Annotated in this window: 23 protein-coding genes; 11 read left to right on the forward strand and 12 right to left on the reverse strand. The window is 68.3% G+C overall.

Annotation, left to right across the window (positions count from 1 at the left end):
• Nucleotides 1-238: 238 nt before the first annotated feature.
• From ACIPXZ_RS07140 to ACIPXZ_RS07160, 5 genes are read left to right on the forward strand one after another with little or no spacing between them, the layout of a single operon-like run.
• On the forward strand, nucleotides 239-952 hold the full coding sequence (locus tag ACIPXZ_RS07140) for a DUF969 domain-containing protein (protein ID WP_400591707.1): 714 nt from the start codon (nucleotides 239-241) through the stop codon (nucleotides 950-952).
• Nucleotides 949-1,917 (forward strand): DUF979 domain-containing protein, encoded by a 969-nt coding sequence (locus ACIPXZ_RS07145; RefSeq protein ID WP_400591709.1) that lies wholly within the window; start codon nucleotides 949-951, stop codon nucleotides 1,915-1,917. The genes ACIPXZ_RS07140 and ACIPXZ_RS07145 overlap by 4 nt, the downstream gene beginning before the upstream one ends.
• Nucleotides 1,918-1,929: 12 nt before the next feature.
• The gene (locus ACIPXZ_RS07150) at nucleotides 1,930-2,979 is read left to right on the forward strand and encodes a DUF2891 family protein (RefSeq protein WP_400591711.1); all 1,050 of its coding nucleotides are present in this window, start codon (nucleotides 1,930-1,932) and stop codon (nucleotides 2,977-2,979) included.
• Nucleotides 2,976-3,731, forward strand: coding sequence for a LamB/YcsF family protein (locus ACIPXZ_RS07155; protein ID WP_400591712.1), 756 nt, complete (start codon nucleotides 2,976-2,978; stop codon nucleotides 3,729-3,731). Before ACIPXZ_RS07150 ends, ACIPXZ_RS07155 begins: the two co-directional genes overlap by 4 nt.
• A gap of 1 nt (nucleotide 3,732) precedes the next feature.
• Nucleotides 3,733-5,286: a 5-oxoprolinase/urea amidolyase family protein gene (locus ACIPXZ_RS07160; RefSeq protein ID WP_400591713.1), complete on the forward strand. Its 1,554-nt coding sequence runs from the start codon at nucleotides 3,733-3,735 to the stop codon at nucleotides 5,284-5,286.
• Nucleotides 5,287-5,457: 171 nt separating this feature from the next.
• Here the strand turns inward: ACIPXZ_RS07160 and ACIPXZ_RS07165 are convergent, their stop codons facing one another.
• A complete protein-coding gene (locus ACIPXZ_RS07165) occupies nucleotides 5,458-5,586 on the reverse strand; it encodes a hypothetical protein (protein WP_400591715.1) in 129 nt (42 codons plus the stop codon).
• A gap of 11 nt (nucleotides 5,587-5,597) precedes the next feature.
• On the opposite strand from ACIPXZ_RS07165, the gene ACIPXZ_RS07170 reads away from it, so the two are divergent.
• Entirely contained in the window at nucleotides 5,598-6,278 is a 681-nt protein-coding gene (locus tag ACIPXZ_RS07170) for a GntR family transcriptional regulator (RefSeq protein WP_400591717.1), read from the forward strand.
• Between the two features lie 69 nt (nucleotides 6,279-6,347).
• Here ACIPXZ_RS07170 and ACIPXZ_RS07175 read toward each other — a convergent pair whose 3' ends face one another.
• The 4 genes from ACIPXZ_RS07175 to ACIPXZ_RS07190 all read right to left on the reverse strand — a co-directional run bounded on the left by ACIPXZ_RS07175 (nucleotide 6,348) and on the right by ACIPXZ_RS07190 (nucleotide 9,895).
• Entirely contained in the window at nucleotides 6,348-6,962 is a 615-nt protein-coding gene (locus ACIPXZ_RS07175) for a DUF4304 domain-containing protein (protein ID WP_400591719.1), read from the reverse strand.
• A 363-nt stretch (nucleotides 6,963-7,325) separates the two neighbouring features.
• Complete coding sequence (locus ACIPXZ_RS07180) at nucleotides 7,326-7,709, reverse strand: hypothetical protein (RefSeq protein ID WP_400591721.1); 384 nt, start codon at nucleotides 7,707-7,709, stop codon at nucleotides 7,326-7,328.
• Nucleotides 7,710-7,763: 54 nt separating this feature from the next.
• Nucleotides 7,764-8,615: a metallophosphoesterase gene (locus tag ACIPXZ_RS07185; protein ID WP_400591723.1), complete on the reverse strand. Its 852-nt coding sequence runs from the start codon at nucleotides 8,613-8,615 to the stop codon at nucleotides 7,764-7,766.
• A complete protein-coding gene (locus ACIPXZ_RS07190) occupies nucleotides 8,612-9,895 on the reverse strand; it encodes a uracil-xanthine permease family protein (RefSeq protein WP_400591725.1) in 1,284 nt (427 codons plus the stop codon). The genes ACIPXZ_RS07185 and ACIPXZ_RS07190 overlap by 4 nt, the downstream gene beginning before the upstream one ends.
• Before the next feature lie 168 nt (nucleotides 9,896-10,063).
• Between ACIPXZ_RS07190 and ACIPXZ_RS07195 the strand changes: the two genes are divergently transcribed.
• A complete protein-coding gene (locus ACIPXZ_RS07195; protein WP_400591727.1) occupies nucleotides 10,064-10,669 on the forward strand; it encodes a malonic semialdehyde reductase in 606 nt (201 codons plus the stop codon).
• Nucleotides 10,670-10,784: 115 nt separating this feature from the next.
• Here ACIPXZ_RS07195 and ACIPXZ_RS07200 read toward each other — a convergent pair whose 3' ends face one another.
• From ACIPXZ_RS07200 to pgm, 3 genes are all read right to left on the reverse strand, one after another.
• The gene (locus tag ACIPXZ_RS07200) at nucleotides 10,785-12,116 is read right to left on the reverse strand and encodes an MFS transporter (protein WP_400591728.1); all 1,332 of its coding nucleotides are present in this window, start codon (nucleotides 12,114-12,116) and stop codon (nucleotides 10,785-10,787) included.
• Nucleotides 12,113-12,571 carry a MarR family winged helix-turn-helix transcriptional regulator gene (locus ACIPXZ_RS07205; RefSeq protein WP_400591730.1) on the reverse strand — a complete coding sequence of 153 codons (459 nt, stop codon included), beginning with the start codon at nucleotides 12,569-12,571 and terminating at the stop codon, nucleotides 12,113-12,115. The genes ACIPXZ_RS07200 and ACIPXZ_RS07205 overlap by 4 nt, the downstream gene beginning before the upstream one ends.
• 177 nt (nucleotides 12,572-12,748) lie before the next feature.
• A complete protein-coding gene (pgm, locus tag ACIPXZ_RS07210) occupies nucleotides 12,749-14,401 on the reverse strand; it encodes a phosphoglucomutase (alpha-D-glucose-1,6-bisphosphate-dependent) (protein WP_400591732.1) in 1,653 nt (550 codons plus the stop codon).
• Between the two features lie 137 nt (nucleotides 14,402-14,538).
• Between pgm and ACIPXZ_RS07215 the strand changes: the two genes are divergently transcribed.
• A complete protein-coding gene (locus ACIPXZ_RS07215; RefSeq protein ID WP_400591734.1) occupies nucleotides 14,539-15,207 on the forward strand; it encodes a DUF4190 domain-containing protein in 669 nt (222 codons plus the stop codon).
• A gap of 11 nt (nucleotides 15,208-15,218) precedes the next feature.
• On the opposite strand, the gene ACIPXZ_RS07220 is transcribed toward ACIPXZ_RS07215, so the two are convergent.
• Nucleotides 15,219-15,917 carry a YceI family protein gene (locus tag ACIPXZ_RS07220; protein ID WP_400591736.1) on the reverse strand — a complete coding sequence of 233 codons (699 nt, stop codon included), beginning with the start codon at nucleotides 15,915-15,917 and terminating at the stop codon, nucleotides 15,219-15,221.
• A gap of 151 nt (nucleotides 15,918-16,068) precedes the next feature.
• Here ACIPXZ_RS07220 and ACIPXZ_RS07225 point away from each other — a divergent pair, with 151 nt between their 5' ends.
• Together ACIPXZ_RS07225 and ACIPXZ_RS07230 are read left to right on the forward strand one after the other, a co-directional pair.
• Nucleotides 16,069-17,538 (forward strand): APC family permease, encoded by a 1,470-nt coding sequence (locus ACIPXZ_RS07225; protein WP_400591738.1) that lies wholly within the window; start codon nucleotides 16,069-16,071, stop codon nucleotides 17,536-17,538.
• Nucleotides 17,535-18,218: a TetR/AcrR family transcriptional regulator gene (locus ACIPXZ_RS07230; protein WP_400591740.1), complete on the forward strand. Its 684-nt coding sequence runs from the start codon at nucleotides 17,535-17,537 to the stop codon at nucleotides 18,216-18,218. The genes ACIPXZ_RS07225 and ACIPXZ_RS07230 overlap by 4 nt, the downstream gene beginning before the upstream one ends.
• Nucleotides 18,219-18,235: 17 nt before the next feature.
• Here ACIPXZ_RS07230 and ACIPXZ_RS07235 read toward each other — a convergent pair whose 3' ends face one another.
• The 3 genes from ACIPXZ_RS07235 to ACIPXZ_RS07245 all read right to left on the reverse strand — a co-directional run bounded on the left by ACIPXZ_RS07235 (nucleotide 18,236) and on the right by ACIPXZ_RS07245 (nucleotide 24,765).
• Nucleotides 18,236-20,935, reverse strand: coding sequence for an aminotransferase class I/II-fold pyridoxal phosphate-dependent enzyme (locus ACIPXZ_RS07235; RefSeq protein WP_400591742.1), 2,700 nt, complete (start codon nucleotides 20,933-20,935; stop codon nucleotides 18,236-18,238).
• A gap of 261 nt (nucleotides 20,936-21,196) precedes the next feature.
• Entirely contained in the window at nucleotides 21,197-22,663 is a 1,467-nt protein-coding gene (locus ACIPXZ_RS07240; RefSeq protein WP_400591744.1) for a peptide MFS transporter, read from the reverse strand.
• A 38-nt stretch (nucleotides 22,664-22,701) separates the two neighbouring features.
• The gene (locus tag ACIPXZ_RS07245) at nucleotides 22,702-24,765 is read right to left on the reverse strand and encodes an ABC1 kinase family protein (protein ID WP_400591746.1); all 2,064 of its coding nucleotides are present in this window, start codon (nucleotides 24,763-24,765) and stop codon (nucleotides 22,702-22,704) included.
• Nucleotides 24,766-24,875: 110 nt separating this feature from the next.
• On the opposite strand from ACIPXZ_RS07245, the gene ACIPXZ_RS07250 reads away from it, so the two are divergent.
• Nucleotides 24,876-25,202, forward strand: a complete 327-nt coding sequence (locus tag ACIPXZ_RS07250) for a rhodanese-like domain-containing protein (RefSeq protein ID WP_400591748.1) — start codon at nucleotides 24,876-24,878, stop codon at nucleotides 25,200-25,202.
• Nucleotides 25,203-25,212 lie beyond the last annotated feature (10 nt).

Below are 25,212 nucleotides of genomic sequence, written 5' to 3' on the forward strand. Positions count from 1 at the left end.
GTGCGCGTTCCGGTGGACCCCCCCTCTTTGTGGGGTTCGGTCTGTTTTGGTGTAAAAACCCCAACACCCCCCCCCAAACCCACGAACTCGGCGAAGGTAGGCAAGCCCATCACAAGATTGTTCAACAAAGCGTTGCTTGATTGTTGAACAATATTTTATGATGTGAGTCACGCGGCCACGTGACGGCCGCCACGACCAGCTTTCCCGGACCCGCGGGTCCCGCCTGGAATGGACTCACATGCTCGTACTCATCGGGGTACTGCTGGTGATCGTCGGATTCGCCGTTCGCCTGAACCCCCTCATCGTCGTCACCGTCGCGGGAATCGTCACCGCGCTCCTGGGCGGAATGAACCCGCTCCAGATTCTGGAAGCCTTCGGCTCGGGCTTCGCCAGCAGCCGTTCCGTCACCGTCTTCGCGGTCGTACTGCCCGTCATCGGCATCATCGAATACTTCGGACTGCAGGAACAGGCCAAGAACCTCATCTCCAAGCTCGCCCGCCTCACCGCAGGCCGCGTGCTCCTGGCCTACCTCGCCATTCGCCAGGTGACCGCCGCCGTCGGCCTCACCGGGATCGGCGGTCACGCGCAGGCGGTCCGTCCGCTCGTCTACCCCATGGCAGAGGGCGCCGCGATGCGCCGCTACGGCCACGTCCCGGGCCACATCAAGGAACGCATCAAGGGTCACTCCGCCGCAGCGGACAACGTCGGGGTCTTCTTCGGAGAGGACGTCTTCGTCGCCGTCGGCTCGATCCTGCTCATCACGACCTTCGTCGACACCACCTACCACCTGCAGCTCGAACCGCTGCAGCTGGCACTCTGGGCGATTCCAACGGCGATCGCGGCTCTCCTCATCCACGGCTTCCGCCTGCTCCGCCTGGACAAGCAGCTGGACAAGGAATACGCCCAGCTCACGGGCGATGCCGCCACGGCCGAGACCGGAGGTGCCCGGTGATCAACGTCGAAGCCGTCTACTGGTTCATCGGAGCGCTCTTCATCGCTTGGGCCTCCCTCATCGCCCGCGACACCAACCACCGTCACAGGATCGGCAGTTCGCTCTTCTGGGGGCTGTTCGGCCTGTGCTTCTTCTACGGCACCTGGGTCCAGGCCGGCACCGCACCCGCCTGGCCTCTCGGCATCGCGGTCCTGGCGCTCGTGGCCCTGGCTGCCAGCGGTCAGCTCTCCGACGGCAAGGCGAAATCCTCGACGGCGGAGGAACGCGTCGCCTACGCCGCCCGTTTCGGGAACAAGCTGTTCATCCCGGCCCTCATCCTGCCCGTCGTCACCGTCATCCTGGTCCTGGTGGCCCCGGTCCTGGTGATCGGCGGCAAACCGCTCCTGGATCCCAAGAACACCACGCTGGTGGCCCTGACCATCGCCGCGGTGGTGGCCGCCGTCGTCGCCGTCCTGATTCTGAAGCCGAAGAACAAACTGACGCCCGTGCTGGAAAGCCGACGCATCCTCGAGTCCATCGGCTGGGCGGCACTGCTGCCCCAGATGCTTTCCACGCTCGGCATCCTGTTCACCAAGGCGGGCGTCGGCACGGCGGTCGGGACGCTGACGACGGCGATCATGCCCAAGGGCTCGCTGCTCGCCGCCGTGGTGGTGTACTGCGTCGGAATGTTCGTGTTCACCGTGCTGATGGGCAACGGCTTCGCGGCCTTCCCCATCATGACGGCCGCGATCGGCTGGCCCGTGCTGGTGCAGCAATTCCACGGCGACCCCGCCATCATCTTCGCCATCGGCATGCTCGCCGGCTTCTGCGGAACCCTCTGCACCCCCATGGCGGCGAACTTCAACCTCGTCCCGGCGGCCCTGCTGGAGATGAAGAACCGCTACGGTGTCATCACGGCGCAGATTGGCACGGCCGTACCGTTGCTGGTGGTGAACGTGGCCCTCATGTACTTCCTGGCGTTCTAGAAAGGCACCCACATGACCGACACCCTGTTCTCTGACGCCGCCCCTCATTGCGCCGCCGTCGTCCTCGGCAACCTGGGCCGCAGCTACCCCTACGCCTCGCACCACGTGGAGCGCTCGGTGGAGGATCTGCACACGCCCGTCGAAATCCACCCGTCCTTCCACACCTCCTTCGACTGGCATTCCTGTGTCCACATGCACTGGCTGGGAGTCAGCGTCCTGGATGCCGTGGCACGGGGCGAGGAGGAACTGCCGGAGGAGATCGTGCAGCAGCTGCGGACCGTCCTGGACGCCAATCTCAGCGCGGAGAAGCTCGCGGTGGAGGCCGGATACCTCCTGGCGAACCCTTCCTGGGAGCGGCCCTACGGCTGGGCCTGGCTGACCCGTCTGACCGCCGCATGCCGGAATTCCGAGGACCCCCAGTTGCAGCAGTGGGGCCGGAATCTGGCGCCCTGCGTGGACGCGGTGGCGGAGCTCCTGATCCGCTGGGCTGCGACCGTGGAGCACCCCGTGCGGCACGGTCTGCACACCAACTCGGCCTTCGGGCTGGCGTATCTGCACAGCGCCTTCCGGACGCTCGGGCGCGATGACGCCGCCCAGGCATGCGAGACGGCCGCCCGTAGTTGGTTCGGAGAAGACCGGGCCTGGGCCGCCGAATGGGAGCTCAGTGGGCAGGACTTCCTCTCGGCCGGACTCAGCGAGGCCGACCTCATGCAGCGGCTGCTCCCCGCCGGCGAGTTCGCCCAGTGGCTGGATGGTTTCCTGCCGGGTCTCTCCGCGGACTCCAGGATGCTCGCCGAAGTGGGTGTGGCCGACGAAAGCGACGGCTACATGGTTCACCTCCACGGCCTCAACCTCACCCGCGCGGGACAGCTCGCCCGCGTGGCCGCGGCCCTGCCGGCCGGTCACGGATTGCGTCCCGTCCTGGCGGCGGCCGCGGAGCCACTGTTCCAGGCCGGGATGAAAGGCCTGGCCAGCGGCGACTTCATGTCCACCCACTGGCTGGCCAGCTTCGCCTGGGACGCCCGGGAATCCCTCCGGGCGCTCGCGGGGACGCCCGCATGAGCGTGATCGACCTGAACAGCGACGTCGGGGAGTCCTTCGGCAACTGGAGCTTCGGGGACGACGCCGCGATCCTGGCCAATGTCTCCAGTGCCAACGTCGCCTGCGGTTTCCATGCCGGGGATCCGGTGGGGATCCGCGCGACAGTGCGGGCGGCCGTGCAGAGCGGGACCACCGTGGGTGCGCATCCCGGGTACCGGGACCTGGCCGGTTTCGGCCGACGGTTCATCGACATGGATACCGGCGAACTGCGCGACGACGTGATCTACCAGATCGGTGCGCTCCAGGCCCTGGCCCGGGCCGAGGGGACCGCCGTGAAGTACGTGAAACCGCACGGGGCGCTCTACAACACGATCGTGCACCACGAGGCGCAGGCGCGGGCCGTGGTGGCCGCCGTCCAGGCCGTCGACGCCGGCCTGCCGCTACTGGTCCTGCCGGGGTCCGCCGTCGAACGCGTGGCGGCGGACGCCGGTCTGAGGACGGTGGCCGAGGCATTCGCGGACCGGGCCTATCAGCCGGACGGGACGCTCATGCCGCGCAGCCGGGAAGGCGCGGTGCTGCACGACATGGGGCAGATCCTGGAACACGTGCTGCGCCTGGTCGACGGGACCGTGAAGGCCGTGGACGGCAGCCTCCTGCAGGTGCAGGCCGAGAGCATCTGCGTCCATGGGGACAGCCCGGGTGCCGTCGCCATGGCCGCTCGCATCCACCAGGAGCTCAGCGCGCGCGGCGTCACGCTGCAGAGCTTCGCCTGAGATGGGTGCTCTGCTGGGCCTGCGTCGTGCCGGTGACCGAGCCGCGCTCGCAGAACTCGACGGCCTCGATGCCGTGCTCGCGCTTCAGGCGGGATTGCTTGCGGACCCACCGGCCGGCGTCGTCGACGTGGTGGCCGCCGCCCGCACCGTCCTGGTGACGGTGGCGCTGCCCCGCGCTCTCGGCGCCGTCGAGAAGCGCATCCGCGCCGTGGACCTCACCGCCCCCGCGGTCACCGCTGGGCGGCTGGTCACGGTGGAGGTGGTGTACGACGGCGACGATCTGGCCGAGGTGGCACGCCTGACCGGCCGCAGCGAGGAGTCGGTGGTGGCTGAGCATGCCGGTGCCGAGTGGAGTGCGGCTTTCGGCGGTTTCGCACCGGGTTTCGTCTACCTGAGTTCCCCGGACGCGGTGGAGGTTCCGCGCCGGACCTCGCCCCGCACGCGGGTCCCGGCCGGGTCTGTGGCACTGGCCGGAGGCTATTCGGCGGTGTACCCCAACGATTCTCCGGGCGGCTGGCAGCTGATCGGCCGGACCGGGGCGGTGCTGTGGGATCCGTCGCGCGTGGAGCCCGCGCTCATCCAGGCCGGAGACACCGTGCGCTTCACGGCAGTCCGGGAGGTGATCCAGGCCGCAACGGCTTCGCGCTCCGCGGCCGAGCCCGCTCCGGTGCTGGAGGTGCTCCGGCCTGGTCTGCAGACGCTCGTCCAGGATCTTGGCCGACCGGGCCATGCTGCCGCGGGGGTGAGCGAATCGGGAGCGATGGACCGTGGTGCGCTCAAGCGCGCGAACCGCATGGTGGGCAACCCGCCAGGGGCGCCGGGGCTGGAAGCATTGCCCGGTGGACTCACGCTCCGCGCCGTCGAGGACACGATCCTGGCGGTGGCCGGTGCCGAGGTGCCACTCTCCATCATCACTGCTGACGGCGGTTCCGCCGCGGTGCCCGTCGACTGCCCCTTCCCTTTGCTGGCCGGGGAGAGCCTGAGTCTGGGGGCACCGTCGTCCGGGCTGCGCAGCTATGTGGCCGTCCGTGGAGGTGTACGGGCCGAACGGGTGCTGGGCAGCGCCGCTGGGGATGTCCTGTCCGGGCTCGGGCCGGTGGCGCTGGCCGCGGGTTCATGGCTGGGCCTTGAGGACGGGCCGGTCTCCGGGGCTGTCGGAGCTCCCGAGGCCCCGGCGCCGCTGCCCGGTCCCGGGACGAGTGTGGTGCTGCGCGTGGTCCCGGGGCCGCGGGAGGACTGGTTCAGTCCGGAGTCCGCCGAGGCGTTCTATGCGGGGGAGTGGGCGGTCACTGCCGAGTCCAACCGAGTGGGGATCCGCTTTTCCGGAGAGCCGCTGACCCGGTCCGTGGAGGGGGAGCTGCAGAGCGAAGGCATGGTCCGGGGAGCGATCCAGGTGCCGGCGTCCGGGCTGCCGCTGGTGTTCATGGCGGATCATCCGGTGACAGGGGGGTACCCCGTGATCGGGGTGGTGATGGACGCGGACCAGGATCTGCTGGCGCAGTTGCCGCCCGGGAGCCGGGTCCGGTTCGAGCGAGTGGCGCCGGCGTCCTTGTAGCCGTTCGGTGGTCCGGGCTCCGGGCTCCGGGCTCCGGGCTCCGGGCTCCGTGGGCTCCGTGTGCTCCGGGGTCCGGGCGGCGCCGGTGCCCTGAGCTCCGTACTCTGGGCCTCCCTGTGTACCTGCCGAGTTCGTGGGTTCCGGGTGAGTTCGTGGATAAGACCCACGAACTCACCCGGAACCCACGAACTCGCGGATGGTGGAGAGCAGGGGAGTCGAGAGCAAGGGAGCCGTGCGCAGACCCCGGGACAGGGAAGGCCCCGCGTGATGGCGATTCCGGCCCGTCCTGTTCCGCGGCATAAGGTGAGGCTGTGAGTTCTGATGCTGTCCTGGCCGGTCTGAGGCGTGAAGCGCGTGGCGTACATGCGCAGACGGCCCAGTGGGTTGCCGCTGTGCTGCGGCAACGGATCGCCGACGGCGAGTTGACCCCGGGCACCAAGCTCCCCGAGGAGGCACTGCGGGAGGCCCTGGGCGTCTCACGGAACACCCTGCGGGAGGCCTTCGCCACCTTGCACGCCGAGCGTGTGGTGCACCGGATCCCCAACCGCGGCGTGTTCGTCGCCCACCCGACGGCGGAGGACGTGCGCGAGATCTACCGGGTGCGCAAGCTTGTGGAACCGGCCGCGCTCCTCTGGGCTTCCGAACTGGACCTCGAGGGGCTCCGGGCCATCGTGACCCGGGCCCGGGAAGCCATGGCGGTCATGGACGTCCCGGGCATGGCCGGGGCGAACCAGGAGTTCCACCGGACCATCCTGCGCGGAGCCGGAAGCGGACGCCTGGACGTGCTGATGGAACAGGTCCTCGCGGAGATGAGGCTCGTCTTCGCCGCCATGGGCTGGGATCCGCGATTCCACGCGCCCTATGTCGAGGGCAACGAACGGATCGTGCAATTGCTGACCGCAGGGGACAGGGCCCTCGCGTCCGAGTATCTCCGGGAGTACCTCAGCCGGGCTGAAGAACAATTGGTGGACGCGGTTCAAGGGCGGGAGTGACCGGACGCCACCGGCCCGCTTCGGGGAACCGGCCGGCCGGACGGTCGCCTGTCCACCCCACGGCACCGGTCATGCGGAGGCGGCGGGCAAGGTGATCCCGTAACGGGCTGCCACACGCTCGAACTGGGCGTAGAGCCGGGGCCAGCGGTCTTCGCGGCCGAACTCCGCCTCAGCGGCCGCGAGCTGAGCGTCGCGCTCGCCGTCGTCGTCGGTGGCACACCACCAGGCGAACAGCTCGAGGTTCAGCGGTCCGCCGGAGCGGAGGGCGGCAGCCATCGCCGCGGCCGTGGTGATCCCGGAAAGGTGCTCGTCCAAGCTCAGGAGAGCGCTTCGGAGCGCCGGGGCAAGGTCCTGATCGGTCCAGGCTTCGAGGTCGACCCACTGCCCGGGCCAGTCCACCACCGACTCGAATCGGCGCCGGTACTGCGTCGTCGCTCTGAGCAGATCCTCGGGCACGGTGTTTCCGGTCCGATGCGCAAACTCGGGGACGTACGCACCGATCTCCACGTAGAAGCGCACGTGGTCTGAAGCGTTTCCCTGGCTGCGCTGGAAGGCGATCTCGTGCAGCGCCTCGGGTGTCTGCCGGGTCCAGACGAGCTTGCGCTTCCGGTACCCGCGTGCCTTGAGTTCGGGCACGACGACGTCGGCGATCAGCGCGTTGAACCGGGTTTCCAGATCTGTCATGCCCACAGCCTAGGGCAGCCCGGTCCAGTGCGTCCCGGCCGGCCGGCCTGCCCGCCACGGCCTGCCTGTCCGGCTGATCCCACCCGAGCTCGGCGCGAGTCCGCTACTGGGGGGGGGGGGGGGGGGGGCCCCCCCCCCGGGGGGGGGGCCCCCCCCCCCCCCCGGCGCCGCCCCCGCCCCCCCCCCCCCCCCCCCCCCGCCCCCCCCCCGCGGGGGGGGGCGCCCCCCCCCCCGGGGGCCCCCCCCCCCCCCCCCCCAGTAGCGGACTCGGCAGGCACTCGGTCCGCACCGGCCCGTCCCCTCGCACGTCATGACTGTCGCACGTCATGACTGTCGCACGTCATGACTGTCGTGCCGGGCGTTTCAGGTGGAACGGGGTTCTTTCGGGTAGAAACGGCCGCGCCGGACCAGAACCCAGAACATGGAGATCGCACCCAGCAGGCCCACGGCGATGCCGAGCAGCACGGCGAACGCCGAATCGCGGGATACGACGGCGGCCACCACGAGGATCATGACGAGCAGCCCGAAACTCGCCGAGTTGATGGCGAACTTGCCCTGGAGAGCGGGCTTGACCTGGCCGTACATCGCGGCCTGGCCGAGCAGGAACAGGATCACGACGCCGGTGCTCACCCAGTGCCAAGGTGATGGCAGTGCGGCGAAGCAGCCCAGGCCGAGGCCGAAGGCCACGGACAGGCCCAGCCAGTAGGACCGGGCCGTGCGCAGGGCCGGTGGGGTGGTGCGGGGCATGCTGTTCGGGCTCCTCGGGCGGGAAGTATCAGGTGACGGCGGCGGTGCCGCGGCTCAGGGCAGGGGCAGGACGATACAGGGCCCGCCCTCGTAGAGCCCTCCGTCAATGTCTACCACACGGCCTTCCGCGTAGACGTCGGGCCCCTGGGTGAGCGGTGCGGGATGGCCGTGCACATCTCCGATGATGCTGTGACCGTGGACCAGGAACTCCCCGCCGAACGCCGCGAGGAAGTCCTGCGCCACCTGCGGGTCCTCCCGGAAGGCGTGGCGGGTGGTGAGCCGGGCCCAGACCTCCCAGAGCTGCAGGGGGTCGTCCGAGGAGAGGCGTGCCGCCAAGGATTCGTTGACCTGTTCCACCGAGGAACCGAAGGACAGGTATTCCGTGGTGTCGGCGTGGGCCAGCAGGGCGGAGCCGGTCAACGCCATGCCGGGCAGGGCAGCGAGCCATGCGAAATCGTCTTCGCTGAGCTCGTTCTGGTCGGATTCCCGGCCGCCGTTGCGTCGCCAGGAGTCTTCGAAGGAGCGCGGCCCGGCGGGGGTCTCCAGACGGCGTCCGCCGAAGCGATGACGTCCGAGGGCCAGGACTTCGTGGTTGCCCAGCAGGGCGTGGACCGCGCCGCCGTCCTGCGGTGCGGCGTCCTGAAGCCTGCGGACCAGCTGGACGACGCCGGAGCCGTCCGGCCCGCGGTCCATGAAGTCGCCCAGGAACCAGAGGGTCCGTTCTCCACCGGCCCAGCGTCCGCGCACGTCGAGGAAGCCTGCGTGGCGCAACGCCGCCATGAGCGGATGGAGCGCGCCGTGCACGTCGCCGATGACCGCGGACGTCGAGCCGTCCATTGCGCGCGATCCGGACGACGGCAGCCCGGAGACCCGTCCGCCGTCGTCCGTAGGTCCCGGAGGATTCATTCGCTCTCCGGTTCCGCCACCGTGCCGCGGGCCTTCGCGATGGCCTTCATGCCGTGGTACATGACCAGTGCCGCGGCTGAGCCGAGCGCGATGCCCGTGAAACTGAGGTCGCCCAGGTTCCAGGTGTAGTCGGCGATGCCGACGATCAGGGCCACGGCCGCCGTGCTCAGGTTGATCGGATTGGAGAAGTTGACCTTGTTCTGCACCCAGATCTTCACTCCCAGGATGCCGATCATGCCATACAGCATGGTGGCGGCGCCGCCCAGCACCCCGGCGGGCACGGTGGCGATCAGGGCACCGAACTTGGGGGAGAAGCTGAGCAGGATCGCGACGACGCCCGCCACCCAGTAGGCCGCCGTCGAGTAGACCTTCGTGGCCGCCATGACGCCGATGTTCTCCGCGTACGTGGTGGTGCCGGAACCACCGCCCGCACCGGCCAGGACGGTGGCTGCGCCGTCGGCCATGAGTGCGCGGCCGGCGTAGGCGTCGAGGTTCTCGCCGGTCATGGTGGCGACGCTCTTCACATGCCCCACGTTCTCGGCGACGAGGACCAGGACCACCGGCACGAAGAGTCCGATCACGCCCACATTGAAGCTGGGAGTCTGGAAGTGCGGGAGTCCGATCCAGGCGGCGGCGTCCATCTGGCTGTAGTCCACCTCGCCGCGCCACATCGCGACCAGGTAGCCCAGCACCACGCCCACCAGGATGTTGAGGCGTCCCAGGATGCCTCTGAAGAGGACGCCGACGAGGATGATCGCCAGGAGGGTCACGAGCGCCGTGATGGGGGCTTTGACGAAGTTCGCCTTGGCGGCCGGAGCGAGATTCAGGCCGATGAGAGCCACGATGGCGCCGGTGACCATGGGCGGCATGAGGCGGTTGATCCATTCCGAACCCACCGCCTGCACCACCAGGCCCACGAGGAAGAGCGCCGCACCGGCCATGATCACGCCGCCGAGCGCCCCGGCGACGCCGAATTGCTGTTGGGAGGCCATGATCGGTGCGATGAACGCGAAGCTTGAGCCGAGGTAGCTGGGGACCCGGCCGCGGGTCAGGACCAGGAACAGCAGGGTGCCGACGCCGGAGAAGAACAAGGTGGTGGCCGGTGGCATGCCGGTCAGGATGGGGACCAGGAAGGTCGAACCGAACATCGCCACGACGTGCTGGGCGCCGATGCCGATGGTCCGGGGCCAGCTGAGCCGTTCGCCAGGGGCGACCACTTCACCCGGACGGACGGTCTTGCCGTCGCCGTGAAGGGTCCAGGAGGTTCCGAGCAGGCTCACGCGAGGCCTTTCCAGGGGTGCGGGTGTTTCCAGAGCAACTTTACTGCCGTGGGCCTGTCCGCGGGATGTGACCCTTGTGGCGCACATCACTCGTCATCAGGGAAGAACTTGCAATTGCTTGAAGTTGAAACTATTCGAAACCGCCGGAACTCCCCGAAGGAACAGAACATGAGCATCGCCCACGAAGAAGCAGTCCTCGACTCGGCTTCCGTCAACGCCCTCTTCCACGAGGCCCGCACCGCCAACGCCTTCCAGGGTGAGGTCACCGAGCAGCAGCTCCAGGCGATCTGGGAGCTGACCAAGTTCGGTCCCTCCGCCTTCAATGCTCAGCCGCTGCGCGTGACCTTCGTGCAGTCCCCGGAGAAGCGCGCCGAGCTCGTCGACGCCATGATGGCCGGAAACCAGCCCAAGACCGCCTCGGCCCCCGCCGTCGCCGTGCTGTCCTACGACACCGAATGGCATGGCAAGTGGGAGTCCTTCTCCCCGGGCTGGGACGCCCCGAAGGCCATGTTCGCCGAGAACGCCGAGCTGAGTGGCACCTTCGCCAACAACAACGCCCACCTGCAGGCCGGCTACTTCATCCTGGCCGTGCGTGCGCTCGGTCTGTCCGCCGGCCCGATGACCGGCGCCGACTTCTCCGCGATCGACGCCGCCTTCTTCCCCGAGGGTGACCAGAAGAGCTTCCTCGTGGTCAACATCGGCCAGGCCGGCGAGGGCGCCTGGGGCGCCCCGAAGCCGAAGTTCGGCTTCGACGAGGCCGTGACCGTCCTCTGATCTTCAGCTGAGACGAAGGCCCCGGTCCCCGCTTCAGGGGGCCGGGGCCTTCGTCTTCCCCTGGGCGTGCCGGGCACACACGCGCGACGACGGCGACCCGGCCCTTGGCGGCGGTTCAGCCTTCGGCCGGAGCTGCCTTCTTCCGTCCGGGGGTCCGCTCCCGGGTGCTGCGCTCACGGGCGTTCTGTTCCCTGAGCTCGCGGTGTTCGGCCCAGACTGTGCGCAGCTGACGTCGCACCGTCCCCTCGCCCCAGCGGCTGACGAGGATCAGGCCGACGACGCCGGCTGCGAGAGCCACCGCTCCTCCGCCGAACACGGCCCAGCGTGGCCCGAACTCGTTCGAGATCCAGCCCACCAGTGGGCCGCCGATCGGGGTGCCGCCCTGGATCACCGTCATGTACAGGGCCAGGACCCGGCCACGGTAGGCGGGCTCGGTGCGCATCTGCAGCAGGGTGTTCGCGCTGTTGAGGAAGGTCAGGGCGCACAGCCCCACCAGGACCAGCAGTACCGCGTAGAGGGCGTAGCCCGGCATGAATGCGGCCGCACAGGTGGAGATCCCCAGTCCGACGGCCCCCATCACCAGGTAGCGCATCCGTGGTGCCGCGCGTCGTGCCGCGAGCAGGGCGCCCGCCAAGGTGCCCACCGCCATGACGGAGCCCAGCAGGCCGTAGGCGTCCGGTCCGGCATTGAACACGGAGGCCGCCATGACCGCATTGGTGAGCTGGAAGTTCATGGTGAAGGTGCCGATCAGGCCCGCGAGGATCATGACCAGCAGAGCCCGCGGCCGGGCCAGGACGTACTTCACGCCATCCATGAGCTGCCCGCGGCTGCGGGGGACGGGCGTGGTCCGGTAGAGGGTCTTGGTGTTCATCCTCAGAAGCCCGATCAGGACGGCCGCGAAGCTGGCCGCGTTGAGCAGGAAGACCCAGCCCGTGCCGATCAGTCCGATCAGCAGGCCTGCGACGCCCGGGCCTGCCAGCCTGGCCAGATTGAAGGAGGCGCTGTTGAGGGCCACCGCGTTCGCCACGCTGTCCCTGCCGACGATCTCGGAGACGAAGGCCTGCCGGGGCGGGGCGTCGAAGGCGCTCGCCACGCCCAGTGCGAGGGCGATGACGTAGATGTGCCAGAGCTGGGCCGTGCCGGTCAGAACGAGCACCGCCTGGAGCAGGGCCAGCAGGCCCATGGCGGCCTGGGTGGTGAGGAGGATCTTCCGCTTGTCCAGGCGGTCGCCCAACAACCCCGCGTAGGGGCCGAGGATCAGGATCGGCAGGAACTGGAGGCCCGTGGTGAGACCCACCGCGGCGCCGTCGTGGTTCGTCAGCTGCGTCAGGACCAGCCAGTCCTGTGCCACCCGCTGCATCCAGGTGCCGATGTTCGACACCAGAGCCCCTGCGGCCCAGAGGCGGTAGTTCGGATTCTTCAGCGACTGGAACATGCGGCTGCTCATGCGGTGGTGGAACGCCTCCTCGGCTCGGTGCGGGTCATGTCCACCAGGAGGCGTGCGGCGTCGTGCAAGGTCTGCCGCTCCATCTCGCTCAGGCCGTCGAGGCGTTCGGCGAGCCAGGCGGAGCGGAGTCTGCGGGACTCGTCCAGGATCGCGCTTCCGTCACTGGTGAGACTGATGAGCACCGTCCGGCCGTCCTCCGGTCTGGAGTCCCGGCGAACCAGACCCTTCTCCACCAGGGCGTTGACCGTGCGGGTCATGCTCGGGGCCTGCACGTGTTCGGTCTCGGCGAGCTGCCCCATGGTCTGAGGGCCGTTCTTGCCGAGCAGCGCCAGGACGGTGTTCTGTCCGGGCGTGACCGCGTCGCTGCTGGCGTGAGAACGCAGGATCCGGGACGTGCGCATCAGGGCCACGCGGAGTTCGGCGGCCAGCTCCTGGAGGTCTGGGACGGTGTTCATCGATATTTAACATAGCTAATTAGCATTGTTAAGTAAATCGTTCGTGGCCGAGGTCACCCCATCGACTGCTCCGTGGTTGTCGTTTTGAGGCTCCAAAACGACAACCACGGAGCAGTCGATGAAGGGGGTGGTGCTGCTGCTACGCCTGGCGGGTGCGGGCCTGGGAGCTGAGGGGTTTCAGCCGATGACGGAGTCCACCAGGGCCTTGGCCTCGGCCTGGACCTGCTTCAGATGGTCCGCGCCCTTGAAGGACTCGGCGTAGATCTTGTAGACGTCCTCGGTTCCGGACGGCCGGGCCGCGAACCAGGCGTTCTCCGTGGTGACCTTGAGTCCACCGATGGCCGCGCCGTTGCCCGGCGCCTCGGTGAGGCGGGCGGTGATGGTCTCGCCAGCCAGCTCCGTGGCCGTCACGTCCGAGGCCGAGAGTTTGCCCAGCTTGGCCTTCTGCTCCCGGTTGGCGGCGGCGTCCACGCGGGCGTAGACCGGCGCGCCGTAGCGATCGGTCAGACCGCGGTACAGCTGGGACGGGGTGGAGCCGGTGACGGCCGTGATCTCGCTGGCCAGCAGGGCCAGGAGGATGCCGTCCTTGTCCGTGGTCCACACGGAGCCGTCCTTGCGGTTGAACGAGGCGCCGGCCGACTCCTCGCCGCCGAATGCGCCCTCACCGGAGAGCAGCCCCGGAACGAACCACTTGAAGCCCACCGGCACTTCCACGAGCTTGCGCCCGAGGCCCTCGGCCACGCGGTCGATGATCGAGGAGGACACCAGGGTCTTGCCCACCACGGAGGCGGGGTTCCAGCCGTTGCGGTGCTGGTAGAGGTAGTCGATGGCGACGGCGAGGTAGTGGTTGGGGTTCATCAGCCCGCCATCGGCCGTGACGATGCCGTGGCGGTCCGAATCGGCGTCGTTTCCGGTGGCGATGTCGAACGGCGCGGTGCCGCCGTCGGACTTCATGCGTGCGATGAGCGAGGCCATGGCCGAGGGGGAGGAGCAGTCCATGCGGATCTTCTCGTCCCAGTCCAGGGTCATGAATGCCCACTGCGGGTCGACCGTCGGATTCACGACGGTGAGGTCCAGATGGTGCCGTTCGGCGATCTCGCCCCAGTAGTCGACGCTCGCGCCGCCCATGGGATCGGCGCCGATCCGGACGCCGGCCTCGCGGATGGCGTCCAGATCCAGCACGGAGGGGAGGGAGTCGACGTAGCTGCTCAGGTAGTCGAAGGTGCCGACGTTCTCGGCCTTCTGCGCGTCGACGAGCGGGATCTGGTGGACGCCTGCGAGGCCGCTCTCGAGGTAGTCGTTGGCGCGCTGGGCGATCCATGCGGTGGCGTCGCTGTCCGCGGGTCCGCCGTGCGGCGGGTTGTATTTGAAGCCGCCGTCCGTCGGCGGGTTGTGGCTGGGTGTGACGACGATGCCATCCGCCTGGTCCGCGTGGCCGGCGTTGTTGTACGTCAGGATCGCGTGGCTGAGTGCCGGAGTGGGGGTGTAGCCGTGGCGTGCGTCGAGCAGCACGGTGACGCCGTTGGCGGCGAGCACCTCAAGCGCCGTGTTCTGGGCCGGCTCGCTCAACCCGTGGGTGTCCTTGGCGAGGAACAGGGGGCCGGTGACGCCCTGTCCTGCACGGTATTCCACGATCGCCTGTGTGATGGCCGCGATGTGCCGTTCGTTGAAGCTTCCCTTGAGACTGGAGCCGCGGTGCCCCGAGGTGCCGAACACCACTCGCTGGCCCGGATCGGAGGGGTCGGGTATCACCTCGAAGTACGCGTCCAGCAGGGCCGTCAGGTCGACGAGGTCTTCGGGAAGGGCCACGGTGCCCGCGCGGTTAGCCATGTGGCCAGCATGCCAGAGAAGCCACCGGGGTTCTATGACTTCGCCAGGGTTACGCCGCTATGACGCGGGCGCCCTTCTCCGATGGGTGCGATGGGCCGTTACCCTGGGAGGACAGCAAGGCACTCGTGAGGGGAACCATGAGCCAGCAGACGCCGCAGCCCGGCAGACAACAGCCCGATCCCTGGCCAGGCCAGGACCAGGGAGCGCCTCCCGTGCAGGGACCGCAACCGGTCCGGCAGCAGCCGCCCTACGGCCAGCAGGCTCCTCCGCCGGGCAGCCTGCCGTCTGGTCCCCTTCCGCCTGGTCCGGCTCAGGTTCCGTATGGCCAGGCCCCGTACGGTCAGTTCCCTCCGACCGGGCAACCTCAGCGCCCCGCGCGCCAGGTCCCGCCCGTGCCGCAGGCCCCCCAGGGAGGATTCGCCGCTTCCGGATATCCGCCCGTACCACCGGCCCTGCAGCAGCCGGGTCCTCAGCGTCAGGTCTATGGCGCTCCTCCGGCCTTCGGGCAGGCGCAGCCGTACCAGCAGCCCTTCTATCAGCCGTACGCTCCGGCGGCGCCGAAGGGCATGAGCATTGCGGCGATGGTGCTGGGTCTCGTGGGCGTGGTGACCGCGGGTGCGTTCATCATTCCGCAGATCCTCGCCGTCGTGCTGGGCCACGTCGCCTTGTCGAAGGAGCCCGCGGGCAAGGGCATGGCCATCGCCGGATTGGTGCTGGGCTATGTGGTGACGGCGTTGTCGATCCTGTACTGGGTCATGATGTTCTTCTTCTGGGGGCTCGCTTCAAGCGACGGCGCCTGGGACTGATCCCGGCTTCGTCAGCGGTCGAGCTTGAGCAGGAATTCGACCAACCCGTCGTTCTCGACGGTGACGAAGCCCAGGTCCGGTGCGGTGATGCCGTAGTCGGAGGCTGCGACAGGGATGGAGCCTGAGGCGGACACGGTCCCCCCGGCCTTCACGAGCTGAAGCTCGGCGGTCACTTCCTTGGACCGGCCCGCGAGTTCGAGGGAGCCCTGGGCGCGGACGGACACGGGGGAGGTGCCCAGCGCGGGCAGTGTCACCGGCTTGTTCAAGGTGAAGCTCGCGGTGGGGAATTGCTCCGTGCGCATCGAGGTGGACCGGAAGTATCCGTCCCGATTGGCGGAATCAGTCGTGATCGAGGCGACGTCGACCGTGATGGTGGCGCCTCTGAGGGCCCCGCCCTGAACGTTCAGCTCCCCGGTGACCTTGGGGGTCCGGCCGACCACCGTCACCTCGGCGGAGTTCAGCACCTCCTTGAAGCGATACCCGGCCTGTGAACCGGAGTTCACTTTCCAGAGGCCGTCCTGTGTGGCAGGGAGGCTGTCGTTCGGCGCCGTCGTCGCGTTCCCGGTCTCGGCGGCGTCCTCCACGGAGAGGGGCGCGGGGGCGGGTGGCTGGCTCTTGGCGTACAGCCAAGGCCCGACGACGACGGCGGTCACGCCGAGCAGGGCGGCGATGAGTGCGGCGAACAGCCACTTCTTGCGGGCGGCAGGCATGGGTCTCCCTGGCTTGTCTGACATTTGATCAGCTAACGCTTCTGCCGTCCCCACTGTTCCCGAGGGCCGGATCTTCGCCGCCGGGAAGTTCGTGCGGAAATATTCTCCACGTCTCTTGACGCGCGGTGTGGGCGGCCTCACATTTAAGTGTATGGCTTTCACTAAATCCGCGGCGGACCCCCAGCCGACCGCGTCCGGCCCTTCACAGGCCGGCCTGAAAAAAGACTCCCTGAACACCCGCGACATCGTCTTCATGCTGGTCTCGGCAGCGGCGCCGCTGACCATCGTGGTAGGCGTCTCGCCCTTGGCCCTGGCAGTCGGGGGTCCCGGCGCCCCGGTCATCTACGTGGCGGCCGCGCTGGGCCTCGCCCTCTTCGCTGTCGGCTTCATGGCCCTGACCCGCCACATCCTGTCCTACAGCGGCTTCTACGGCTACATCGCCAAGACGCTCGGCCGAGTGACCGGCCTCGGCGCCGGGCTCACCGCCTGGCTCAGCTACAACGGCATCCAGATCGGCCTCTACGGCCTGCTCGGCATTCAGGCCAATCTGGCCGTGAAACAGTTCACCGGAGCAGATCTGCCCTGGTGGCTCTACGCCCTGATCTCCATCGCCGCGGTGCACTTCCTCGGCTGGCGCGGCATCGACGTCGGCGCCCGCGTGGTGGGTGTGCTGCTCACCCTGGAGACGGTCATCGTCGTCATCCTCGCGGTGGCCGTGCTGGCTCACGGTGGCGCCCGTGGCATCAGCCTGGACTCATTCAGTGCGGGTGCGATCTTCACCCCAGGCATGGCCGCCGTCCTCAGCATGGGATTCTCGGCCTTTATGGGCTTCGAATCCGGCGCCCTCTACCGAGAGGAGGCGAAGAACCCGGACCGCACCGTGCCTCGGGCCACGTACATCTCCATCGCCTTCATCGGCGCCTTTTACGCATTCGCGGTCTGGATCCTGGTCCAGGCGGGCGGTTTCGACGCCATCCAGCAGTTCGCGGGACAGCATCTGGACACCGGGGACACCGCCTACGTCCTGGCCGGAACGTTCGCGGGCGACTGGCTCGTCAACCTCATGAGCGTGCTGATCGTGACCAGCATCTTCGCCTCCCAGCTGGCCTTCCACAACACCATCAACCGCTACACCCTTTCCCTGGGACGCGAGGGGATCTTCCCTTCCGCCATGGCCCGCGTCAGCCGGCACCGGACCCCGGGCAATGCCGGTGTGCTCCAGACCGTGCTGAGCGTGGTGCTCGTGGCATTCGGCGCGCTCCTCGGACTGGACCCGTTCACCCAGTTCGTGGTCTGGCTGAACTCGCCCGGCATCATCGGAATCCTGGTATTGCAGGCCTTGATGGGCGTGGGTGTCGTGGCTTTCTTCCTGCGGAACCGGGGGCTGGCTCCTCGCTGGTACGTCCTGCCCTCCGCGGTCCTCGCGACCCTGGTCATGGTGGCGGTCATCTGGCTGAGTGTGGCCAATATCCAGTACCTCACGGCCATCCCGGCCGGTGATCCGGTGAACACCACTCTGATCCTCATCGCCCCCATCACCTTCCTGGTGGGTGTTGCCGTAGCGTGGTGGCTGAAGAACAACAAGCCAGAAGTCTTCGGACGGATCGGACACTCTGAATGAGCCCAGCGCAGCAGGCGCACCCCGACGGCGGCCGGAGCCATCGGCTCGGCCGCCCCAGCACGCCGCGACTGAACGTGGAGAAGATCGGGCATGAGGCACTGGCGCTTCTTGAGGAGGAGGGCGTCCTGTCCCTGCCACGGCTGGCGGAGCGCCTCGGCGTCCGCCAGTCGGCGTTCTACAAGCACGTGGCCAGCCGGGCGGACATCGTGGAGCTGGCCCGTGGCGCGCTGGCCGAGAGAATGGTCTTCCCGCGCCCCTCTCGGGACCTTCCCGTCCTGGTCACCCAGCTGTTCGACTCCCTGCTGGACACGTATCGGGGAGTCCCGGCGATCCTGCCGCTCATTCTGGTCCAGCCGGTGACCAACCCCGGCGTGCTGGCCGTCTACGAGAGGATCGCGGAGGCACTGCTTGCCGCAGGCGTTCCCGATTCGCTGGTCCTGCCCGCCGTGGAGGCCATTGACAGCGCGGCCATCGGTGCCGCGCTCGACACGCAGGCGATGGAGAACGCCTGGTCCGTTCCGCAGGAGCAGGCGGCGGGATTCCCGCACCTCGTCCGCGTGCAGACGGCCCTGGCCAGCGGTGGCGTCGACCGTTTCGGCTTCCTGGCCCGGACCCTCGCCGAAGGGCTCAAAGTCACCGCGGGCGCGCAGGACACCGTTCCGTACGACGGCGGCCGCTGAGCCGCCGTCGTACGCCGTCAGAGGGCGGGCTGTCCGCCTGGGATCCGTTCAGGCCTGAAGACCAGGTACCCCAGGTCCTTGTCGTAACCGTGGATCTCCCGGGTGTCGAGGACGTCCATGTAATCCAGGATGTCCTTGGAGAAGCACTGGCCCGGCACCAGGACCGGGAAGCCTGGCGGGTAAGGGGTCACGAAACTCGCCGACACCACGTCTCCGAGCGGCAGCCGTTCGCGGATCTCGGCCGAGGAGAGATGTTCCGTGGTCCCCTTCCGGTACGTCAGGTAGTACGCGGAGCGCATGTCCCCGGAGATGCCGTCGGCCGTGAGGAACGCCGGGGCGAAACGGCTGAAGTCCGGCAGCGGGACCACCGTGTCCAGGGCCTGGGCGGACGGGACCTTCGGGGCCTTGACGCGGGACAGGGCCCGCTTGCGTTCCAGGTCCTCTGCGATCTTGACCAGGACCTCGATCAGGTACGCCACGGAACTGCGGGTGGTGCCGATCGTGGTCATGATCAGCACATTGGACCGGCTGGTCTTGTTGACCTGGATGCGGTGCCCGTCCATCAGGTAGTCGTGCTTGAAGGTGTCGCCGTCCACGCCCGTGGCCGTGATGTCCAGGGTGATGCGGCACGGATCGACCACGAACTCGTCGTGCGCCCAGGCCTCGTCCCAGGAGCCCAGCCCGTCCTTGGCGGGGTTGGCGCTGCTGGAGATGCGGTGGGCATCCGGCACCAGATCTGCGGTGGACAGCACCCGGAAGTACTTGCGGAGCATGGGATGGCGCCCGACCGTGCGGCAGATGCTCTGGGCCAGATCCGCCTGGCGCTGCACCAGGGCGTAGCCCTCCAGCTCCACCTGACGGCGCCCGATGTCCAGGGATGCCAGGATCTGGTAGTTGGGTGAGGTGGAGGTGTGCGTCATGAACGCCTCCAGGAAGGACTCCTCGTTCAGCTCTGCGAAGTCCTGATCGAAGACGTGGATCATGGAGCCCTGGCGCAGGGAGGTGAGCGTCTTGTGCGTGGACTGGGTGGCGTAGACACGCAGTCGTGTCGCTGTCGGGTCGGCGAGCAGCCGCGTACGTGCCCAGCCCTCCGCGTCGGCCGCGGCGAGTGCCGACTTCTGTTCCTCGAAGCGGCGGCCGTAGTCCGCCGTCGTGAATTCCTGTTCCAGAGCCGCAGCCGCGTGCATCGCCGTGCGCTGCCGGTAGACGGGGTGGAAGCCGGCGAAGGCGAACCAGGCCTCGTCCCAGAGGAAGACGAGGTCCGGCTTGATGGCCAGGCATTCCTCCATGACGCGTTTCGGGTCGTAGACGATGCCGTCGAAAGTGCAATTGGTCAGGGTGATCATCTTGACCCGGTCCAGCTGGCCCGCGTCGCGGATCGCGAGGAGGCGCCGCTTGATGCTCTCCAGCGGGACGGCGCCGTACAACGAGTGGCTGTCCAGCGGGTAGGCGTCCAGGTAGCTGACCGAGGCTCCGGCCAGCACCAGGGCGTAGTGGTGGGACTTGTGGCAGTTGCGGTCCACCAGCACGATGTCGCCGGGGCTGACGATCGACTGATGCACGATCTTGTTGGCGGTCGAGGTGCCGTTGGTGGCGAAGTAGCTGCGGTGGCTTCCGAAGGCGCGGGCTGCGAGCTCCTGGGCCTCCTTGATGGCGCCGTGAGGATCCAGGAGCGAGTCCAGGCCGCCCGAGGTGGCCGAAGTCTCCGCAAGCAGCAGGTTCATGCCGTAGAAGTCCGCCATGTCGGAGATCCACGGCGAGGCGCAGACGGAGCCGCCGCGGGAGACCGGCAGGGCGTGGAACACTCCGCCGGGCGTGCGGCTGTACTCCTGGATGGCGTCGAAGAACGGGGTTTCGTAGCGTTCCGTGATCCCGCCGAGGATGGAGAGATGCAGGTCCATGGCGTCCGTGCGGGAGAAGACCCGGCGGAAGCGGCCGTTGACGGAGCCGGCCAGGGACTCCAGGGCGACGCCCGCCATGAGGAACACATCCAGCTCGGGACGGATCTCCGCGACCGCGTCCGCGAGGTGGATGATGCGCCGGATGGAGCGGGTCTCCTTCAGGCGTTCGCCGGCCCGGCGGTCCACGAAGCGGCGCAGGGAACTGCTGAGACGTTGCTGGGAATGGGCGGAGATCCGGGGCGTGAGGATGCAGGACTGGATGCCGGGGTTGATGACGAGGGCGACGAGGGCGTCTTCGAAGCTGGGCACGACGTTGACGTGGTAGGTGAACTTGTCCAGACCACGGCGCTGTTCGCGCAGCTCACGGGTGAAACGTTCCAGCTCCTCGGCGGGCCCGGAATCGACCACGAGCACTTCGAGGTGCGGGGCCGGACGGGAGGGGGACGCCTGATCCGCCTCAGGGGTGACGCCTTCGGCGTCGTCGGCCGGCATGAAGCCGGTGCGCAGCAGCTCGTTGACGCTCTCCACCCGGCTCATCGCCTCGGAGTAACGGCCCAGTCCGATGAGTTCCGCGATGTCCTTCACGGCTTGCAGACCCGGCAGGGCCCAGTACGGCTCCAGGGATTCCAGGAGCTGGAGGATGCTTCCGAAGGAGGCGGAGTTCTCCGTCTCAAGCTGACCCATGCGGCGCTGTTGCAGGATCCCGGAGAGGGCGTAGCCCAGGTACTCCCAGGTGTCCTTCCGAGTGCGCCAAGCACTGTCCGGGGTCCCGATCTCGGCCCCCCACCGTCCCGCGGCCGTCGGTGCGAACGTCATTGCCATCCCCTGGTCTCATCATCGAGAAGTCCGGGTCTGCCCCATTGCAGACCGGCGGGCCGTCACGGCCTTGGCATGACCATACCTGTGGCTTCGGGCCGCTTTGCAGGGTTCCGGCAAGATTACGGTATACAAAAAGCGTGCAAGCGGTCTGCGGGGGCCGAAAACCCTGAGAAACCGCGGAGACCCGGACGCCGTGCGGCGTCCGGGTCTCCGGACAGCAGAGCTGGGAGCCTGCTCTTGAATGGCCTGTTCAGACCGTCAGCGCACCTCGCCCATGAGCTTGCGCACTGCCGGGGTGGCTGCCACGAGGGCGAGGCCCAGAACCACGGCCACGGTGCCTACGCTGATGAAGTACGGCAGCTCGTTGCTGGGGTCGTAGTACCCGGCGAGGATGCCCGCGAGGGTGGTGCCCAGCGAGACCGACAGGAAGAACAGCGCCACCATCTGTGCCTGGAAGGCGGCCGGGGCCAGCTTGGTGGAGACGGACAGGCCGATGGGGGAGAGGCACAGTTCCGCGAGTGTGAACAGCAGCAGGATGCCCACCAGAGCCAGCAGCGGGGTCTTGCCTGCACCGGCCAGTGGCACGAAGCAGAAGAACGCCAGGCCCATGAGCACCAGGCCGAAGGAGAACTTCAGCGGAGAGCTCGGCTGCTTCGAACCCAGTCGGGTCCACAGCGCGGCCAGCACGCCGGCGAAGATCACGATGAACACCGGGTTGATCGACTGGACCCAGGCGGCCGGCATCTCCCAGCCGAAGACATGCCGGTCCAGTTTCTCGTCCGAGTAGACGGCGATGAAGGTGAACTGCTGCTGGAACAGTGCCCAGAAGGCGGCCGAGGCGATGTAAAGCGGAATGAAGGCGAAGACGCGCTTGCGCTCCACCGGCTGGGTCTTCTTGCTGCTCACCAGGATGATGAAGTAGGCCACGGAGGCGCCGATCGCCACGTAGGCCATCCAGGTGGCCAGATTCTTGGGGGTCACCAGGCCGGTGAACAGCAGCGAGAGGACGAGGACGACGACGGCGGCGAAGATGATCGCGTACTTGGTGCGCTCATGGGGAGCGAGGGGATTGGCCACATGGTGGGCGCTCTCCGGCATCGCCTTGCGCTTGAGGCTGTACACGGTGAGGCCGATGGCCATGCCCACGGCTGCCGCGCCGAAGCCGACGTGGAAGCCGAGATTGCTCTGCAGGAAGCCGGTCACGAGCGGGCCGAGCAGGCCGCCGAGGTTGACACCCATGTAGAAGATGGAGAAGCCTGCGTCGCGCCGTTCATCCTTCGGGGAGTAGAGGGTTCCGACGAGGGCCGTGGCATTGGCTTTCAGGCCGCCCGAGCCGAAAGCGACCATGACCAGGCCGAGAGTGAGGCCCGCGACGCCCGGCACCAATGCCAGGGCGACGTGGCCGGCCATGATCACACAGGCCGAGAAGAAGAGCACCCGCTCGGAGCCCAGGACGCGGTCGGCCAGCCAGGCGCCGAGGATCGTGGAGAGGTAGACGCCGCCACCGTAGGCGCCGACGAGGCTCAGGGACAGGGTCTTGTCCAGGCCCAGGCCGCCATCCGTGGCGGTGTAGTACATGTAGTACGCCAGGATGCCCTGCATGCCGTAGAAGGAGAACCGCTCCCACATCTCCACGGTGAAAAGATTCGCCAGGAGCCGGGGGTGGCCGAAGAAGCCTCTGTCGCCGGACACGGTGGTGTCCGGGCTGGTTTGTACGGGGTTCATCCCTCTATCGTCTCAATGCGATGTGAAAGAAGTCATATTTAGTGGCGTTGCTCACGTCGCTCGACGGGGTCCCGTCCGGGCCCGTTGGAGCCGCGGAAAGCCAGCGTCACGGCTCGCAGAGCCAGTACGAAACCGGCGAAGAGCAGGGTGAACCCGAAGAAGGAATGCCAGGACAGGCTGGCGGTCAGGGCCGGTCCGGAATCGTCCAGGATGAGCAGGACTGCGCCGATCGTGGCCGCGGCTGCGAGGACCGCGACGATCAGCTGCTGGAACAGCCGCGTGAGGAAGCCGCGGTCGCCGTCGTCGGCCAGTACGCGCACGCGAGTCGTCAGGCTGCCCTGTTCGAGGGCCTCCGCCAGCCGGTCCACCCGGCGCGGCAGACGGGCGAGGGTGGGCAGCAGGGTCATGGCCTGCCGGCTCAACTCCTCGCGCAGGCGCTCGGCGCTGAACTCCTCACGGAGCTGCTCAGCGCCGAGGGCCCGGGCTTCCGTGACGATGTCGAAAGCCGGGTCCAGGAGTCGCAGGGTGCCTTCGAGGGCCGCCAGCGCACGGAATGCCGCTGCGATCTGCGGAGGAACGGAGAAGCCGTGATCCAGCACCAGAGTGAAGAGCCGCCCGAACATCGCCGCACCGCCCCGGCCGCCGAAACCACCGCGGAACCGGACCATGAGCTGGCCGAGTTCCCGGGCCAGTCGCCGCTCGTCCAGCCGGAGGGGCGGGTCCAGGAGTTCCAGCAGGGCGTCACAGGCGAGCCGCTCGTCATTGGCGTCGATCGCGAACAGCAGCGACGCCAGAGCCTTCTGGCTGCCGCTTTCCAAACGCCCCACGGAGCCGAAGTCCAGGAGCGCCAGTCCGCCGTCGTCGCACAGGAGCACATTGCCCGGATGCAGATCCGCATGGAAGACGCCGTCCACCGTCAATTGCGTGATGGTGGCGTGCAGAAGCGTCCGGGCGAGTTCACGGCGGCGCTCCGGGCTCAGTGCCTCGAGCCGTTCCGCCGCGCGGCCGAGCGGCATGCCGTGGATCCGCTCCATGACCAGCAACCGCTGGGTCCCGAGCTCCAGATGGACTTCGGGCACGCGGATCCCATGGCGACGGACGGCCTGAGCGATGGCCAGGGTGTTGTCCGCTTCGACCCGGTAGTCCAGTTCCTCGGTGAGGGACTCGGAGAATCCGCGGGCCAGATCCACGGCACCCAGCCGCCGGGCCCAGGGGGCTGTGCGTTCCAGCCAGCGAGCCAGCTGGGCGATGATCGTGACGTCCAGGCGGACCTGCTCCAGGGCGGACGGCCGCTGGATTTTCAGCACCACATCCTGGCCTCCGTATGAGCCTCCGGAACGCTCCTGGCGCAGCCCGGCAGCGTGCACCTGTGCCACGGAGGCCGAAGCCAGCGGAGTCCGGTCCAGTCGGCTGAAGACCCGGGCGGGATCGTCGTCGAGCTCGGCGGCCAGGGCGGTCCTGATCCGCTCCCAGGGCTCCGCCTGCACCTGGGACTGGAGTGCGGAGAGCTCGCGGATGTACGCCGGAGGCAGGAGATCGCTGCGGGTCGAGAGCATCTGACCCAGCTTCACGAAGGCGACACCGGCCTCCTCCAGGGTGAGGCGGAGGGCGCGAGCGGTGCGTTCCTCCCGCTCGGGGCCACCCCTGGACAGCCCGCGGAAGCCGAGCGCCAGACCGTGCCGGGCGGCGATCCGCACCACCTCCGTGTAGCGGCCCGCCTGCCGGGTATGGGTCCGTGCCGAGCGCAGCCACAGGAACGGGTCCGGCAGGGTCCCGGTGGGGACCATGACCTCGCAGGCCATGAGCACGGCCACTCCGAGAGCGAAGGTCCAAAGGGCGGAAAGGCCTGCCACCAGCAGTGCCGTGCCTGGCTCACGTGTGAAGCTCTCCGGGGTGCCGAGGCCTGCGGCGTCGAGGAAGAGGCGCACCACGGCGGAGAAGAACAGGGTCAGGAGGAACGCGACCAGGATGGAGCGAGGCCAGCCGACGGGCACGCCCAGGAGGCGACGGGACACCGCCGCCAGGAACCAGGTCTGGATGACGAAGAAGAAGAGAGTGACGAGGAGTTCCACAAGGCCCCCCAGCCAGGACAAAGGATCCACGCTCTCATTCTCACGTCCTGGAAGGCGTGCGGGCATCATCCCAGGGTGGGACTACTCTGAGAAGCAGGAAGACCGGCATTGTCCGCCGGGAGACAGAGGAAAGGTGTGCCGTGAGCGAGGTTGAGACCGTACGGGTCCAGGAGATCCCGGAAGGCGCCACCATCGTGGATGTCCGGGAGGACTACGAATGGGAGGCCGGCCACGTCGACGGCGCGGTGCACGTTCCGCTGAACACTCTGCCGCTGCGCTTTGAGGAGCTCGACCCCGATGAGGATCTCTACATCATCTGCCGCACCGGAGGCCGTTCCTGGCAGGCGGCGCAATGGCTCGTGGGACAGGGCTACTCGGCCCTGAATGTGGCGGGCGGCATGGACCAGTGGTTCGAGGCCGGGAAGCCGATCGTGGCCGAAGGCTCCAACGCTCCGCGCATCCTGTAGACCACACCGC

Origin of the sequence: Arthrobacter sp. NPDC090010 (genome assembly GCF_044748305.1) — a bacterium.
In the GTDB taxonomy this organism is placed as follows: Bacteria; Actinomycetota; Actinomycetes; order Actinomycetales; family Micrococcaceae; genus Arthrobacter_E.